Source organism: Lysobacter sp. ISL-50 (genome assembly GCF_018612875.1).
Lineage (GTDB): Bacteria > Pseudomonadota > Gammaproteobacteria > Xanthomonadales > Xanthomonadaceae > Lysobacter.
This window is the reverse complement of the sequence record NZ_JAGGRI010000007.1, coordinates 30,531-46,291: the sequence shown is the minus strand read 5'-3', so window position 1 is coordinate 46,291 and position 15,761 is coordinate 30,531. Positions and strand designations below refer to the sequence as shown.

The 15,761-nt window shown below is 67.1% G+C and carries 13 protein-coding genes; 6 read left to right on the top strand and 7 right to left on the bottom strand.

The genetic code is table 11. From position 1 onward, the window contains the following. Positions 1-128 precede the first annotated feature (128 nt). Both J7J50_RS04775 and J7J50_RS04770 read left to right on the top strand, forming a co-directional pair. Positions 129-1,334: a dipeptidase gene (locus tag J7J50_RS04775; RefSeq protein WP_215056338.1), complete on the top strand. Its 1,206-nt coding sequence runs from the start codon at positions 129-131 to the stop codon at positions 1,332-1,334. Further along, a complete protein-coding gene (locus J7J50_RS04770; RefSeq protein WP_215056337.1) occupies positions 1,331-2,161 on the top strand; it encodes a DUF6348 family protein in 831 nt (276 codons plus the stop codon). Before J7J50_RS04775 ends, J7J50_RS04770 begins: the two co-directional genes overlap by 4 nt. A 103-nt stretch (positions 2,162-2,264) precedes the next feature. On the opposite strand, the gene J7J50_RS04765 is transcribed toward J7J50_RS04770, so the two are convergent. The 3 genes from J7J50_RS04765 to J7J50_RS04755 all read right to left on the bottom strand — a co-directional run bounded on the left by J7J50_RS04765 (position 2,265) and on the right by J7J50_RS04755 (position 3,964). Then, on the bottom strand, positions 2,265-2,912 hold the full coding sequence (locus J7J50_RS04765; protein ID WP_215056336.1) for a hypothetical protein: 648 nt from the start codon (positions 2,910-2,912) through the stop codon (positions 2,265-2,267). A 285-nt stretch (positions 2,913-3,197) separates the two neighbouring features. Further along, on the bottom strand, positions 3,198-3,386 hold the full coding sequence (locus J7J50_RS04760; RefSeq protein WP_057942080.1) for a 30S ribosomal protein THX: 189 nt from the start codon (positions 3,384-3,386) through the stop codon (positions 3,198-3,200). Between the two features lie 170 nt (positions 3,387-3,556). Continuing rightward, positions 3,557-3,964, bottom strand: a complete 408-nt coding sequence (locus J7J50_RS04755) for a MerC domain-containing protein (protein ID WP_215056335.1) — start codon at positions 3,962-3,964, stop codon at positions 3,557-3,559. 91 nt (positions 3,965-4,055) lie between these two features. Between J7J50_RS04755 and J7J50_RS04750 the strand changes: the two genes are divergently transcribed. The 3 genes from J7J50_RS04750 (at position 4,056) to J7J50_RS04740 (ending at position 8,666) form a co-directional block, all read left to right on the top strand. Next, the gene (locus J7J50_RS04750) at positions 4,056-6,098 is read left to right on the top strand and encodes a TonB-dependent receptor (protein ID WP_215056334.1); all 2,043 of its coding nucleotides are present in this window, start codon (positions 4,056-4,058) and stop codon (positions 6,096-6,098) included. 179 nt (positions 6,099-6,277) lie between these two features. Then, entirely contained in the window at positions 6,278-6,760 is a 483-nt protein-coding gene (locus tag J7J50_RS04745) for a MarR family winged helix-turn-helix transcriptional regulator (protein WP_215056333.1), read from the top strand. 655 nt (positions 6,761-7,415) lie between these two features. After that, complete coding sequence (locus tag J7J50_RS04740) at positions 7,416-8,666, top strand: MFS transporter (protein WP_215056332.1); 1,251 nt, start codon at positions 7,416-7,418, stop codon at positions 8,664-8,666. A 153-nt stretch (positions 8,667-8,819) separates the two neighbouring features. Here the strand turns inward: J7J50_RS04740 and J7J50_RS04735 are convergent, their stop codons facing one another. Together J7J50_RS04735 and gltX are read right to left on the bottom strand one after the other, a co-directional pair. Beyond that, positions 8,820-9,314: a transcriptional repressor gene (locus J7J50_RS04735; protein WP_057942075.1), complete on the bottom strand. Its 495-nt coding sequence runs from the start codon at positions 9,312-9,314 to the stop codon at positions 8,820-8,822. A gap of 60 nt (positions 9,315-9,374) precedes the next feature. Beyond that, complete coding sequence (gltX, locus tag J7J50_RS04730; RefSeq protein ID WP_215056331.1) at positions 9,375-10,772, bottom strand: glutamate--tRNA ligase; 1,398 nt, start codon at positions 10,770-10,772, stop codon at positions 9,375-9,377. A gap of 364 nt (positions 10,773-11,136) precedes the next feature. Between gltX and lpxH the strand changes: the two genes are divergently transcribed. Next, positions 11,137-11,871, top strand: a complete 735-nt coding sequence (gene lpxH / locus J7J50_RS04725; protein WP_215056330.1) for a UDP-2,3-diacylglucosamine diphosphatase — start codon at positions 11,137-11,139, stop codon at positions 11,869-11,871. A gap of 51 nt (positions 11,872-11,922) precedes the next feature. On the opposite strand, the gene J7J50_RS04720 is transcribed toward lpxH, so the two are convergent. Both J7J50_RS04720 and J7J50_RS04715 read right to left on the bottom strand, forming a co-directional pair. Then, positions 11,923-13,194 carry a hypothetical protein gene (locus J7J50_RS04720; protein WP_215056329.1) on the bottom strand — a complete coding sequence of 424 codons (1,272 nt, stop codon included), beginning with the start codon at positions 13,192-13,194 and terminating at the stop codon, positions 11,923-11,925. A gap of 157 nt (positions 13,195-13,351) precedes the next feature. Then, positions 13,352-15,631 carry a TonB-dependent receptor gene (locus J7J50_RS04715; protein ID WP_215056328.1) on the bottom strand — a complete coding sequence of 760 codons (2,280 nt, stop codon included), beginning with the start codon at positions 15,629-15,631 and terminating at the stop codon, positions 13,352-13,354. Positions 15,632-15,761: the final 130 nt, after the last annotated feature.

The following is a 15,761-nucleotide window of genomic DNA, read 5'->3' as shown; positions in this document are numbered from 1 at the left end:
AGCTGCGCGGAACCACACCGATCCACCGCCCGCAAACGCTGCAACGCGGCAAGGCAGCCCGCACTCGCTGTTGTACGCTGGGCGCCCGGCGCGTTGGCTCACGCGCATTCCCATCGTTTGGAGGTCACGTGCGTATCGCCGCTCTCGCCCTAGCCCTTGCCCTGCTGCCGCTCGCCGCGCAGGCCGACCAGCCTCTCAGCGCCGGTCAGCGCTTCGCTCAGGACGCGACCATCGTCGATACCCACATCGACGCACCCAGCCTGCTGCTGCGCCATTGGGCCGATCTGGGCGTGGACACGCCCAAGGTCGAGTTCGACTACCCGCGCGCGCGCCAGGGCGGGCTGGATGTCGCCTTCATGTCGATCTACACCTCGCCCGGCGAAGACCAGGCCGGCGAAGCGACCCAGATCGCGCACACCCAGATCGACGCGGTCGAGGCGATGATCGGCCGCCGCCCGGAGCAGTTCGCGCTGCTGCGTTCGCCGAAGGATTTCGAGCGCCTGCACGCGCACGGCCAGCGCGTGCTGCTGGCGCTGGGCATGGAGAACGGCGCGCCGATCGGCGACGACCTGTCGCGGCTCACGCTGTTCCACGCGCGCGGCGTGCGCTACATCACCCTCGCCCACAGCGAGGACAACCGCATCAGCGATTCGTCCTACAGCCGCAAGCACACCTGGAAGGGCCTGAGCCCGTTCGGCGAGAAAGTCGTCGATGAAATGAACCGGCTCGGCATCATGGTCGATGTCTCGCATCTGTCCGACGACGCCACGCGCGATGTGCTCGCGCGCAGCAAGGCGCCGGTGATCGCCAGCCATTCCGGCCTGCGCCATTTCACTCCGGGCTTCGAGCGCAATATCAGCGACGAACTGGCCAAGGCGGTCGCGGCCAAGGGCGGCGTGATCCAGGTCGTGTTCGGCAATGCCTTCGTCGATCCGGCGTCGGCCGCGGTCACCCAGGCCTATTTCGTCGCCAGCGCCAAGTTCGAACAGGAACAGGCCGCGGCGCGCGCGCGCGGTGAAACGCCGAAGTCGTCCGAGGCCTTCGACAAGGAATGGGAAGCCGCGCATCCGCCGCTTCCGGTCAAGATCGATGCGGTGCTGAACCAGATCGACTACGGCATCAAGCTGGTCGGCGCCGATCACATCGGCATCGGCTCGGATTTCGACGGCGTCAGCGGCGCCTTGCCCGACGGCCTGAAATCGGTCGCCGATTATCCGAACCTGATCGAAGGCATGAAGGCGCGCGGGCATTCCGACGAAACCATCCGCAAGGTGCTCGGCGGCAATCTGCTGCGGGTGTGGAGCGCGGTCGAAGCCAAGGCGGCGCAGCAATGAGTGAGGAAACATCGGTGCACGCGTTCGACGTGCTGGCGGAGAATCCGGGCACCGACACCCACGGCCATCTGCGCTTCACCGGCGCCGACGGCGAGGAATGGCTGGAACCCTTCGACCTGCCCGAACTGGCCGCCAACGTGCTACGCGAGCTCGGCCACGCCACGCTCATGCACGAAGACGGCTGGCTGGAGCTGACCGAAAGCGGCCTGCATCTGCTGCCGCAGTTCATCGAATTCCACGTGCGCGACGACGAACTGATCGGCACCGCCACGACGATCCAGTGCAATCAGCCGCAGTGGCTGCCGCAGGGCTTGTTCGAATACCAGTACGCGATCGCCGAAACCTTCGACGAAGCGGTGACCTCGGGTTTCCGCAAGTGGGCGCGCACGGATCTGCTGGTGCTGCTGGACGCGGCGAGCGCGGAACCGCAGTCGTGCATGACCATGAGCATGGAACTGCCGGCGCAGGACGGACTCCCGGCGCGCAAGCGGCGGCTGTTGTTCGGGCCGGTCGAGCACGTCGGCCAACCGCAGCGCGACGCCGATGCGGCCGAAGACGCGACCGAAGAAGACTTCTGCCCGTGCTGTCTGTTCACCAAATCCATCGACGCATTCGAGCCGCTGCTGCGCACCGATCAGGTCTACGGCCTGCGCCTGTTCGCCTCGCACGACAACGCCGGCGGCGAATGCCAGGCCGATTGCCGGGTCAACGGCGAAGAGTGGCCGCAGGGATTGGATGCGTTGCGCGCCTACGCGGCGAGGTGGCCGGCGGCGGCGGGACTGGAATACCGCAAGCAGTACGTGATCGTGCAGAACGCGCCGCAGTGAAGCGCGCGATCGCTGCCTGCGACCGACATGACGACCGCCAAAAAAACAAAGCCCGGCTCGCGCCGGGCTTTGACTGTCGCACCCTCGATGGTGTCGCGCGGGCTTAGAAGCTCGCGCGCACGCCGAGGCGGAACTGGCGGTCGTCGGAGCCGACTTCGGCTTCGCCGACGATGCCCCACATCTTGTTGAACTTCACCAGCACGCCGAGCGTGCCGCTGAACTCGCCGTCGTAGACGTCGCCGTCGGTGTAGTTGGCCTTGATCCAGCCTTCGAAGTTGGCGGCCAGATCGCCGCGCAGACCGACCGAGGCGCGGTAGTCGTCGCCTTTCAGGCGTTCCTTGAAGTCTTCGACCTTCAGCTCCACACGGGTGTTGACGTAGCTCAACTCACCGGTCCACTCGACGCGGTCGCTGAGCGTGTGGTGGTAGCCCAGGCCGATGTGACCCTGCTGCACGTCGGCATCGAACTCGCCGACTTCGCCGATGCCATCGACGCTCACGCCGACGTCGTCGTTGCCCTTGTGGTAACCGCCGAACAGGTAAAGGCTGTCCATCACTTCGAACGAACCGGCGATGTAGCCGCCGTCGGCCTTCATGTCGTCGATCGAGACGCCCTGGCCGGCCACGACCGGCAGTTCGGCCTGGTGACGCACGAAACCAGCTTCGACGTAGGTGTGGCTCAGACCGTCGGCAGCGGCGGCCGCCGAGGACGCCGTCGCCAGCAACAGGGCCAGCGCGAGTTGCTTCTTCATAATTTCCTTGTCCCTTAGATTTGGTAATGACGTTCCCGTCCGCGGGAACGGCGCGCATCTTAATGAAAAAATTACACCTTGTCGCCAAAATCTCGACGGCCGTCATGCAAATGTGCGCTTTGCCTACACCCAATCCGTAGCGACAACAGCCGCATGGCACACCGCATCCACAAACCGTCCGCGCAAAGAAAAGCCCCGCGATGCGGGGCTTTCTTTGCTGACCGGGCCCGTGCCGCGACCGGCTGCCGGGGCAGCGGTCGGATCGGGCGCCTGTCGGCGTGCGTCTTATTCCTTGGTGGCCTTCTTCGCCACGACCTTCTTGGCCGGCGCCTTGGCGACGGCGGTCTTGGCGGTCTTCTTGGCGGCCGGCGCCGCGGCGGTGCCGGCGGCCTTGGTCACGGCCTTGCTGCGGGCGTTGCCGTAGCTGGAGTTGTAGCGCTTGCCCTTGGCGGTCTTGCGGTCGCCTTTACCCATGGTCGTGCTCCTAATCGGTTGAACGTGTTTCGAATGAAGGTCGGCCCAGGCCGCCAGCGGGGCGGCGGGAGGGCGCGAAGCCCGGTTTCCGGCGCAGCAGGGCCGCGCGCGAGGCTGCGAAGCCTAGCACAAGCGTTACGTTTAGGCGTTCGGCGGCCGAAGGCCGGCGCTCAGTGGGCGCAGCTGGCGTCGTGGATATGGCCGTGGTTGAGGCGCAGGTTGGTCAGATGCGCCAGCCCGACCAGCACGCCGCCGCAGGACATGGTGATGGCGTGGGGCAGCAGCGCGTGGTGCAGCGGCGCGTACAGCACGCCGACCCACAGCAGGCCCAGGCCCGGAATCAGCAGGGACAGCGCGCGCATGGCGTGGTGGCGGCGATAGCCGGAAATCACGCTGAAGCTGCCCAGCAGGGTCGCGAACATCACGAAGCCCATTTCGAAGCCGTCGCCGAACCATACGGCGATGCCCAGCGAGGGCAGCACGGCGATCAGCAACGGCAGGGCAGCGCAATGCACGGCGCAGGCCAGCGAGCCGAAGGCGCCGATACGGTCGAGCAGGCCACGTAGGAATGAAGGCATGGGGGATGACTTCTGGGACGGTTGTCAATCAGGTATTGTTACTCTATAACATTTCAACCGCCCCCGCCAGTTCAGAATCTGCCAATTCGACATGCCCAAGCCCATCGCCAACTCCCGTCGTGTCCGCCGTAGCGCGCTCGCCATCGCATTGACCCTCGCCCTGCCGTTCGCCCAGGCCGCCGCGCAGGACGCGCCCCCCGCCGCCCAGGGCACCTCTCCCGGCAACCCCAGCGACACCCGGCACGACAAGGCTACCAGCCTGGACGCGGTCGTCGTCACGGCCACGCCCCTGCAGTCCAGCGCGGAAGAACTGGCCCAGCCGGTGGAAGTGCTGTCGGGCGAAAAGCTCGACGAAGCGCGCGGCGCCACCCTGGGCGAAACCGTCGGCAAATTGCCCGGCGTGCAGAGCTCCAATTTCGGCGCCGGCGTCGGCCGGCCGATCATCCGCGGCATGGAAGGCCCGCGCGTGGGGGTGATGACCGGCGGCCTCGCCAGCCAGGACGTGTCCACCGTCAGCCAGGACCACAACGTCGCGGTCGAGCCGTTCCTGGCCGACCAGATCGAAGTGCTCAAGGGCCCGGCCACCTTGCTTTACGGCAGCGGCGCGATCGGCGGCGTGGTCAACATCGTCGACGGCCGCATCGCCGAGAAGCCGCTGGAGGAAACCGTCTCCGGCCGCGCCGAAGTGCGCCGCAGCACGGTCAGCGACGGCGTCACCGGCATGGCCCGCGTCGATGCCAGCGGCGCCGACGGCGCGCTGGTGCTGCATGCCGACGGCGTGTACCGCAACAACGATGACTACGAAACCCCGCTCGGCCGCCAGCGCAACAGCTTCGTCGATACCAAGACCGGCGCGCTCGGTGCCTCGCTGGTCGGCGATATGGGCTTCCTGGGCTTCTCCGCCGCGCGCTACGAAGACAAGTACGGCAATCCCGGCGAGCCGGGCAATGCAGAAGAAGGCGAATCGCCGGTGCATATCGACATGCGCCAGAACCGCTTCGAGCTCAAGGGCGGCATCAACCAGGAATTCGGCATCTTCAGCGGCCTGCGCGCGAGCCTGGCCAACACCGAGTACGAACACACCGAATTCGAAGGCAGCGAGGTCGGCACGCGTTTCCTCAACGACGCCACCGAAGGCCGTTTCGAGCTCACCCACAAGCCGCTGGGCGGCTGGGTCGGCGCGCTGGGCGTGCAGGGTTTCGAGCGCACGTTCCAGGCGATCGGCGAAGAAGCCTTCATTCCCAAGACCAAGACCCGCGCCGCCGGCCTGTTCCTGACCGAACAGCGCAAGTGGGATCAGCTGCAGCTCGAACTGGGCGCGCGCGTGGATCGCGTGGAAAGCTCGCCGCAGGGCGAGGCCAAGCGCAGCTTCAGCCCGCTGAGCCTGTCGGCCGGCGTGTTGTGGAAGTTCAGCGACGCCTGGCGCCTGACCTTCAACGTCGATCGCGCCGAACGCGCGCCGGCGGAGGAAGAACTGTTCGCCAACGGCCTGCACGCGGCGACGGCGTCGTTCGAGATCGGCGACGCGAATCTGCGCAAGGAGCGCGCCAACCAGTTCGAAGTCGGCCTGCACTACCACGGCTCGATGTTCGAGGCGAAGCTGGCCGCGTACCAGACCCAGTTCGACGGCTTCATCTATCTGGTCGATACCGGCGCCACGGTCGAGGACAACCCGGTGCGCCAGTGGAGCCAGGCCGATGCCAAGTTCACCGGGTTCGAGGGCGAAGCGATCGCGCATCTGTTCGACGGCGCCGCCGGCAAGTTCGACGTGCGCGTGTTCGGCGACACCGTGCGCGCCAAGCTCGACAACGGCGGCGGCAATCTGCCGCGGATCGCGCCGGGCCGGATCGGCGGCGAGCTGCGCTGGGACGCCGACAGCTGGCGCGCTTCGCTGGGCGCGACGCGCTACATGAAGCAGGACAAGGTCGCGGTCAACGAAACCCCCACCGACGGCTACACCCTGGTCGATGCGCACCTGGCCTATCACTGGGACTCGGGCAACCTGGGTTACGAGTTGTTCCTGGACGGCACCAACCTCACCGACCAGACCGCGCGCGTGCACACCTCGTTCCTCAAGGACACCGTGGTGCTGCCCGGCCGCGGCGTGGACTTCGGCGTGCGGGTGTTCTTCTGATCCGCGCGGGGTCGGGCGGCGCCTCGCCCGGCCCCATCGTTTCCGTGCCGCCCACCGATTGCACGCGGGGTTGTTCCGACTCTCTCCAAGTCGACCGGTAGCGCCCTCCCCGCGGCCCCAGACGCCGGCCTTCGCGCCGGCGTTTGCGGTTGCGGACGAAATAGGTGTATATACACACAATGAGCACGATCAACGAAACCATCCGCGCCGAGAACGCCGTGCCGAGCGTGTGCACCTGTTTTCGCATGCGCAAGCTCGCGCGGCTGATGACCCAGCGCTACGACCAGGCGCTGGCGCCGGCCGGGGTCAACCTCAACCAGTACTCGATCCTGCGACGCACCGGCGGCCGCGGCCGCCCGTTGGGCGAGGTCGCGCACGAGTTGGGTATGGACCGCAGCACCCTGAGCCGCGACCTCAAGTCGCTGGTCGCATCGGGCTGGATCGAATCGGTACCCGGCGCCGACGCGCGTCAGCGCCGCCTGCGCATCACCGACAGCGGCCGCGCCGTCATCGAACGCGCCCAGCCGCTGTGGCGGGTGGTGCAGGACGAGATCGATCGAGGTCTGGGACACGACGGGATCGAGGCGCTGCATGCGCAGTTGGATCGGGCGATCGTGCAGTTGCAGGCGGATGCGGCGTCGGCGCAGCGGGGTTCGCGGTGATGGTGTTGGACGCTGCGATGGCGTCGGTGTTTGGGTGCCGTCGTTTCAGCGAACGCGGGGATGACGGCAAGAGCAGGAGCGCTGCGACTTCGTATTCTTTCGCACGAAAAGCCCTGGATTCCCGCCTTCGCGGGAATGACGGCAAAAGCGGGAGCGCTGCTGCTTCGCAGTTCCAGCGGGGTCCGCGATGATCGCACTGGCCAATCCGATGGCGTCGCCGCCTGGTTACCGTCATTCCCGCGAACGCGGGAATCCAGGGACTTTCGAGCGAGAACGCTTGAGGTTTTATGCCCTCGCTTTGGTGGGGGAGTGCAGGCTCACACCGTCGTCTGTCGCATGTAGACGAAAGCCGCTGGATTCCCGCGTTCGCGGGAATGACGGCAAGAGCGGGAGCGCTGCGGCTTCAAAGTCTTTCGCGCGAAGAGCCCTGGATTCCCGCGTTCGCGGGAATGACGGCAAGAGCAGGAGCGTTGCGGCTTCGAAATCTTTCGCACGAAGGTCGCTGGATTCCCGCGTTCGCGGGAATGACGACATGGGGCATCCGCATTCGCCGCAGTCAGTGCAGTCCAACGCCGCACGTGGATAACCGCTCTCCGATCGACCGCATCACCGAACTCCCTCCCCTCCCGCCGCCCCACTTGCCGCCGAGACTCCAATGAGCGTCACCGCCACCGCGTTACCCGGCCCAAAACCCGTCTCTTACTGGCCGTTGCTGCTCGCCGCGACCGCGATGCTGATGATCACCATGGGCATCCGCCAATCGCAGGGGCTGCTGATCAAGCCGATCGGCCACAGCACCGGATTGGGCATCGCCGAAATCAGTTTCGCCCTGGCGATCGGCCAGTTCGTGTGGGGCGCGGTGCAGCCGGTGTTCGGCGCGCTCGCCGATCAGCGCGGGCCGGGGCGCGTGCTGGTGTTCGGCGGCGTTTTGCTGATGGCCGGCATGGGCCTGACGCCGTTCGTGTCGTCGCAATGGGGCTTGATGGTCACCCTCGGCATTCTCGGCGCCGCCGGCGCGGGCGCGGGCAGTTTTTCGATCCTGATCGGCGCGACCGCGCAAAGCTTGCCGGCGGAAAAACGCTCGATGGCGGCGGGCATGATCAACGCCGGCGGTTCGCTCGGGCAGTTCCTGTTCGCGCCGCTGGTGCAGGCGGTGATCGCCGCGGCGGGGTGGATGGCGGCGATGTGGACGCTGGCGGCAGCGGCGCTGGCGACCTTGCCGCTGGCGTGGCCGCTGCGCCGGCGCGTATCGGCGACGCCCACCGGCGCCGCGGTCGCGGCCGCGCCGCCCGGGATCGGCCTGCGCGAGCAGTTGCGCATCGCGGTGCGCGAGCCCAGTTACTGGATGCTGCACCTGGGCTTCTTCACCTGCGGCTTCCACATCGCGTTCCTGGTCACTCACCTGCCCAGCGAAATCGCTCTGTGCGGGCTGTCGGACAATGTTTCGGCGATGGCGCTGGCGCTGATCGGCCTGTTCAATATCGGCGGCAGTCTGGCCGCGGGCTGGCTCGGGCAGCGCTATCGGATGAAGCATCTGCTCGCGTTGATGTATGCCAGCCGCGCGGCGCTGATCGGCATTTATCTGATGTCGCCGCCGACGCCGCTGACGTTCTACTTGTTCGCCGCCGGACTGGGCGTGACCTGGCTGGCGACGGTGCCGCCGACCGCGGGACTGGTCGGCAAATTGTTCGGGCCGCGCTATCTGGGCACGCTGTTCGGTTTCACCTTGCTCTCGCATCAGATCGGCGGCTTCTTCGGCGCCTGGCTCGGCGGTCTGGCGATGGCCAACTTCGGCGATTACACCTGGATGTGGTACGCCGACATCGCGCTGGCGCTGTTGGCCGCGGCGGCGAATCTGCCGATCCGCGAGGCGCGCGTGCCGCGCGCGGCGCTGGCGCCGGCTTGAGGCATCCGGCTCCAAACAAAAACCCGCGAAAACGCGGGTTTTTTTGTAGGAGGGGCTTCGGCCCCGATGCTGTTCGTTCCGGCGATGCGATCTGAAAGAAAAGCATCGGGGCTGAAGCCCCTCCCACAACAGCTCTGCAGATTTCGCGAGCGGCTAAGCGTTCGCCTTGGCCTGAACGCAATCCGCGCACATGCCATGGACTTCCAATGTCTGCGCCTGCGGCACGAAGCCGAGCGCGCGCGCGCGCGCTTCGAGCAGATCGACGATGCGCTCGTCCTCCAGCTCGGTCGCCGACTGGCACGAATCGCAGATCAGGAACGGCACCGCGTGCTGCGCGCCGCCGGGATGATGGCAACCGACGAAGGCGTTGATCGACGCCAGCTTGTGGATGAAGCCGTGTTCGAGCAGGAAATCCAGGGCGCGGTAGATGGTCGGCGGCGCCGCGGCGTCGTGGGTGGCTTTCATCTGATCGAGCAGATCGTAGGCCTTCATCGGCCGGCCGGCGTCGGCGATCAGGCGCAATGCGTGCGCGCGGATCGGCGTCAGGCGCAGGCCGCGCTGCTCGCAGGCCCGCTCCACTTCCTGCACGAAGGCGGTGCCGTCGTGGACGTGGTGCTGGGGGTCGGTGCAGGCGTGGCTGGTGCTCATGGCGGGCTCCTCGTTCGCGGCGCGGGTCCTGGCGCCGGCACGGGGCCGGCGCGAAACCCCCTACGCAGGGATCTTAGTAAGGGCGGCGTCGATACGTTGCAAGGCCTGGGCCTGCCCGGCCAGGTAGACCGTATGCGAGATATCCGGGCTGACCTGGGTGCCGGTGATGGCCACGCGCAGCGGCTGGGCGACCTTGCCCATGCCCAGTCCCAGCGCTTCGGCGGCCTCGTGCAGGGCCGCGGAGACGCTGTCGGCGCTCCACACCGCCAGCGCGGCCAGACGCGCGCGCGCCTCGCTCAGCGGCGCCTGCGCGGCGGCGTTCAGGTGCTTGGCGACTGCGGCCTCGTCGTAAGTCTGCAGCGGGCGATACCAGACCGCCGCGCGCTCGGCCATGTCCTTCAGGGTCTGCACGCGGTCGCGCAGCGCGATCACCACGTCGGCCGGCGCCGGGCCGGCGGCCAGGTCCAGGCCCTGCTGGCGCAGATGCCATTCCAGGTGCTTGCCGACCTCGGCCGGATCGTCGCTCTTGAGGTATTGCTGGTTCATCCAGCCCAGCTTGGCCGCGTCCAGGCGCGAGGCGCTGGAGTTGACGTCCACCAGTTGGAACAGCCGGGTCATTTCCTCGATCGAGAAAATTTCCTGATCGCCGTGCGACCAGCCCAGGCGGACCAGATAGTTCAGCAGCGCGTGCGGCAGATAGCCCTCGTCGCGGTACTGCATGACGTCGGCCGCGCCAGTGCGCTTGGACAGCTTGGCGCCCTCGGAGTCGAGAATCATCGGCAGATGGGCGAAATGCGGCACCGGCGCGCCCAGCGCTGCATAGATGTTGATCTGGCGCGGAGTGTTGTTGACGTGATCGTCGCCGCGCACGACATCGGTGATGCGCATGTCCAGATCATCGACGACGACGGCGAAGTTGTAGGTCGGATAGCCGTCGGCGCGGAAGATCACCAGATCGTCCAACTCGCTGTTGGCGATCTCGATCCGGCCCTTGACCTTGTCCTCGAACACCACGGTGCCGTCGAGCGGATTCTTGAAGCGGATGACCCGGTTCGGATCGTCCCGGTAAGGCTCGTTGCGATCGCGATAGGCGCCGTTGTAACGCGGCTTCTCTTTCGCCGCCAGGGCCGCGTCGCGCGCGGCGGCCAGTTCTTCGCGGGTCTCGTAGGCGTAGTAGGCCGTGCCGGCCGCGACCATCTGCTCGGCGACCTCGCGGTAACGCTCCAGGCGCTGGGTCTGGTAGATCGGGCCTTCGTCGTAGCTCAGGCCGAGCCAGTCCATCGCCTCCAGGATCGCGTCTATCGCCGCCTGGGTGCTGCGCTCGCGGTCGGTGTCCTCGATGCGCAGGATGAACTGCCCGCCCGCGCGGCGCGCTTCCAGCCAGCAGTACAGCGCGGTGCGCGCGCCGCCGATGTGCAGGTATCCGGTGGGGCTGGGGGCGAAGCGGGTGCGGGTCATGCGGGGCTCGGGTGGATCGGGGAATCGGGCATTTTAGCGGAGTGGCCGTGGGGATGGCGGGAAACGAGCCGAGGCGGGGTGTGTGCGAGCGAAACGACCCGGGTCCTATGAGTAGCCAAAACAACCGTTTCGCTCCCTCTCCCGCTCGCGGGAGAGGGCTGGGGTGAGGGGATGAGCGCCATAGGCGCGAATGCTCCTACACGAAACCTCACCACTTGCCGCGCACTCTCACCCAACCCCTCTCCCGCAAGCGGGAGAGGGGCTCAACAAGCGCTCCCGTCACCTAGCAGCCTTTGTCAGCGGGCTTGCTCGCCCCGGCCGGTTCCGTGGGATTCGGCCTATTCGATTGTCCTAAACTATCCCCATGACGACCCTCTTCATCTCCGATCTCCACCTCGACGCCGAGCGCCCGCAGATCACCGAGCTGTTCGGCCGTTTCGTGCGCGATGAAGCGCGCGGCGCCGATGCGCTCTACGTCCTGGGCGATCTGTTCGAGGCCTGGGTCGGCGACGACGATCCGTCCGAGACCGGCGCCTTCGTCGCGCGCGAGCTCAAGGCGCTGGCCGACAGCGGCGTGCCGGTGTACTTCATCCGCGGCAATCGCGATTTCCTGCTCGGCGCCGATTACGCCGCGCGCGCCGGCATGCGCGTGCTGGCCGATCCGTCGGTGATTTCGCTGTACGGCCAGCCGGTGCTGATCGGCCACGGCGATCTGCTGTGCACGGACGATGTCGCCTACCAGCAATTCCGCGCCCAGACCCGGCATCCGCTGTGGCAGGCGCAATTCCTCGCCCAGCCGCTGGCGGCGCGGCTGGCCTTCGCGCAGCAGGCACGCGCGGCGAGCAAGGCGCATCAGGCCGGGCTCAAGGATCAGGGGCGCATGGAAACCATCACCGATGTCGCGCCGGCCACGGTCGCGGAGACCTTCGCCCGCTACGGCATCGACACGATCGTCCACGGCCACACCCATCGCCCGGCGGTGCACACGCTGGAGGTCGGCGGCCGCGCGCGCAAGCGCATCGTGCTCGGCGACTGGTACGAACAAGGCTCGGTGTTGCGGGTCGATCGCGACGCGATGCAGTTGCAGAACCTGAGTTGAGGCCGGCGGCCGCGCGCTCGCTGCCCGCGCGCGGCCTTCCGACACCCCGCGCTATTCCGGCCGCCGCACCGATCGCGCCACCGCTTCGGCCCAATCGCGCGGCGCGCCGATCTCGTTGCTGATGGTCAGCAACAACAGTTGCCCATCGACGGCGAAGGCCGCGTACAGATGCCGCGCCGAATCGGCGGGATCGTCTTCCCAGCGCGCGCTGGCGATGATCGTGTCCTGGGTCCAGCTCAGGTCGGCCGGTTCGCCGCGGCCGGCGGTTTCCAGCAGTTCGGCGGCCGGCGGCAGGCTCGCGTCGGCCGAGGTGATGCTCAGCGAACTGACATAGACCGCGCGCCGGTCGCCGACGTATTGCAGATTGTTGCCGTCGTTGAGCACATGCTCGATGAAATGCCCCGGCACTTCCACGCTCCACGGCCCGCCGTAAAGGGAATGGCGGGTCGGCAGGCGTTTGTAGCCCGGGCCTTCGCGATGCGGCAGTTCGATCTCGGCGCCGCGATCGAGCAGCCAATGCAGTTCGTCGCGCAGCGAGGCGTCGAGCGCATGCGCCGGGTCCAGCGCGGCCGCGCGGCGATCGTAGTCGAGCACGCGGCGCAGCGTGTCGCGCTCGTTCTGATCGCGCGGGCCGACCCAGGCCACGTCGCACCACACGCCCACCCGCGCCAGTCCGCTCCAGAAATCGGCGCCGAAACCCGGCGTCCACCAGGGAAAGAAATCCGGCGCGGCCGCGGCCGCGGCGTCGCGGTTTTCGGCGATCTGGCGTAAACGCGATTCGCTCCAGATTCCCATCGGCGAACCGACGAAACCCGGCAGGCGCGGCAGCGGCCCGATCGGCATGCACAGGAACAGATTCTCGGCGTCGCGATGTTCGAACAGCACGCCGGCAACGGTATGCAGCCAACCCGCCATCTGCGCCTGCAGATGCTTCGCGTCGCGAGCGAGCGCGTAACCGCATTCGTCGCCTTCGGCGGCGGCGGCGGCTTCATCCCAGTTCCAGCGCACGCCCCATTGCGCGGCGATGAGGTCCAGCAGCTCGACCAGGAACGCGTGATAGCCCGGCCCGACCGTGTTGGTCTTGGCCCAGGCGGTCATCCGCCCGTCGGGATGCAGATCGATCGACAGCCCTTCCTCGGCCGGATGCCACGACGCGGTCACCCCGCCCTCGCGTTCCCACACGCTCAGGCGCTCGCGCAACACGCCTTCGGGCAAGGCGTCCAGGTAGGTGCGGCGCAGCTCGCGCTCCAGCGCGCGCAGACTCGGCTTGGCCCACATGCGCCGCTTCCACGGCGTGCTGCTGACTTGGAAGCCCAGACCCATGGTCGCCCCGTCACCGATAATTTCCCCGCGTCCATGCTAGCGATTTGCGCCTTGCCGAACGAGGGGGTTCGAAGGCACAAAACCCGCATACGCGAACGCCCGGGCACGGGCCCGGGCGTTCGCGAGTTCGCTCATGCGCGCGTGCCCGCGGCCTGGCTCAGAAGCGCACTTCCGCGGTCAGGAACGCCTGGCGCGGCGCGCCCGACTGCACGGTGTAGTTCAAGCCGCGCGGATCGGAGGCGACGAAACCGTTCGTGCCGATGCTGCCGAAGTATTCCTTGTCGAACAGATTCGTCATGTTCAACTGCAGCTTGAACGAATCGGCCCAGGACACATCCTTCCACTCGTAGGAAGCCGACGCGTCCACCACCCAGAAACCGGACACCTTGGAATCGTTGAGGTAGGTCAGGTAGCGCTTGTCGGTGTACTTGGCGCCCAGCTGCAGCGACAGGCCGCCCTGCTCCCAGCGGATCTCGGTCGCATACAGGCGCTTGGGCGCATCCACCACCTGCTTGCCCTTGGTACGAACCAGGGTGGTGCCGTCCAGGTAATCGGACTCGTACTGCGAATCGTTGAAGGCCAGCGAGTTGTACCAGCTCAGGCCGGCGATCGGCTTCCACAGCACGGTGACTTCCGCGCCGCGGCTTTCCACGTCGCCGACGTTGGCGAAGCTGGACGCGCAGCCCACGATTCCGGCGCAGCGCGCGATCGCGAGCAGGCGGTTCTCGAAGTTGACCCGATACACCGCGACCGATGCCTCGATCTGGTCGCGGCTGGTGCGCAGGCCGGCTTCCAGGGTCTTGGAGGATTCCGGTTCCAGCGTCTTCACCGCCGCGTCGAACGCCGCCTGCGAGGTCGAATGCGGGCCGTTGACGCCGGTGCGGAACGCCGACAGGTTTTCGCTGTAGGAGCCGAAGATTTCCTCATGCTCGCTGAGCTGCCAGCGCGCGCCCAGTTGCGGCAGGAAGTTGTCTTCCGACACCAGCTTGCCGCTGGCGCGGCTGGCGCCGCCGATCAGCGTCTTGCCGTCGGTCTCGACCTTCAGGCCCTTGAAGCCGGCGTCGATGGCCAGGCGGCCGTCGATGAACTCCATGTGGTCGAGCACGTAGTACATGCGCGTGTCGGTGTCGAAACGCTGGCGGAACACGCGCTGGCTGGGATTGCGGTAGAAGAAGATGTCGTCCGGCGGCTCGGTCGCGCTGAGATCGTAGAAGTTGCGTTGCACGCCGTGATCGTTCTTCTCCAGCCACAGGCCGGCCTGCAGGCGGTGATTGCCGATCTGCCAGCTCAGGCTGGGCATGAAGCCGGTGCGCTCGATGTCGTACTCGGTGGTGCGCATGCGGATCGGAACCGTCGGCGACTTCGAATACGGCGTCGCCCAATGGCCCTGGCCTTCGTTGTTGTGGTAGTAGATCGTCGCCGCCAGGGTCAGGTCCGGATTGACGTTCCATTCGCCGCTCAGGTACGCCAGATCGTCGTCGCGCACGCCGCGGGCGATGTAATACGCATCGTCCAGGCTGGTCACGCCGCCGCGGAAGATGCCGTTGGCGGCGTCGATGGCGCGCTGCCAGTCCTTGGCGTAGTTGTCCCAATCCATGCCCAGGCGCTTGGCCGATTCCAGCGACAGATCGGCGTAGTCGGTTTCGCGGCGACGCGAGGAGTCGGCGTAGCCGGTGATCTTGAAATCGTCGCCGGCGTAGATGAACTTGCCGTTGAACTGGGTATTGCGCTGCGGGCCTTCGCCCTTCCACTTGTCGGTGGTGTGGAACACGCCGCTCAGGTAGGCGCTGAAGCCGTTGTGATCGCCGGTGTCCATGCGCACGTAGCTGCGGCTGGTGGAATCGCTGCCGATGGTCTGGGCCAGGCGCACGCCGAAATCGGCCGACGGATCGGCGCTGAAGAAGCGCAGCGTGCCGCCGAGGTTGCCCGAGGACGCGGTGTCGATGGCGCCGCTGCCTTGCGAGAGTTCGGCGCCGGACAGGTTTTCGGCGGTGATCGCGCGGCTGATGTGCAGGCCGTTGTGGTTGCCGTAGCTCATGTCGCCCAGCGGCACGCCGTCGAGGGTGAAGCCGAGTTGCTGCTGCGAGAAGCCGCGGATGCTGAGCTTGCTGGACCACTCGTAGTTGCCCCAGGGATCGGAGCTTTGGAAGTGCACGCCGGGCAGCTTGGCCATGACCTTCAGCGGGCTGGTGCCGGCGGCTTCGCGCTGCAGATCGGCCTTGCCCAGCGCCTGCACCTGGCGGGTCTGGCCGGTGCCGACGACCGAGACCACGTCGAGCGTGGTGGCGTCGCGCGCGGCGTCGGCGGTGCCGGTGGCGGCGCCCGCATCGGCGGCGCTGGCGTCGGGAGTGTTGGGCGCGAGTTCTGCGGCGAGGCCGTTTCCGGCATGCAGGCACAGCAAAATCGAGGCGGCGAGGAGCGTCGTCTTCGTCGTCATGGGACTTCCATTGGTGAGTGGCCGCCGCGTGCGATGCAGAATCCGCTGCGCTTAATCACTCTTGGGCGGCTTGAGAGCGAAGCCCGGAAGTCTGTGGGTGGCGTGTGAAAGGGGTATTTCAGATCGGCGT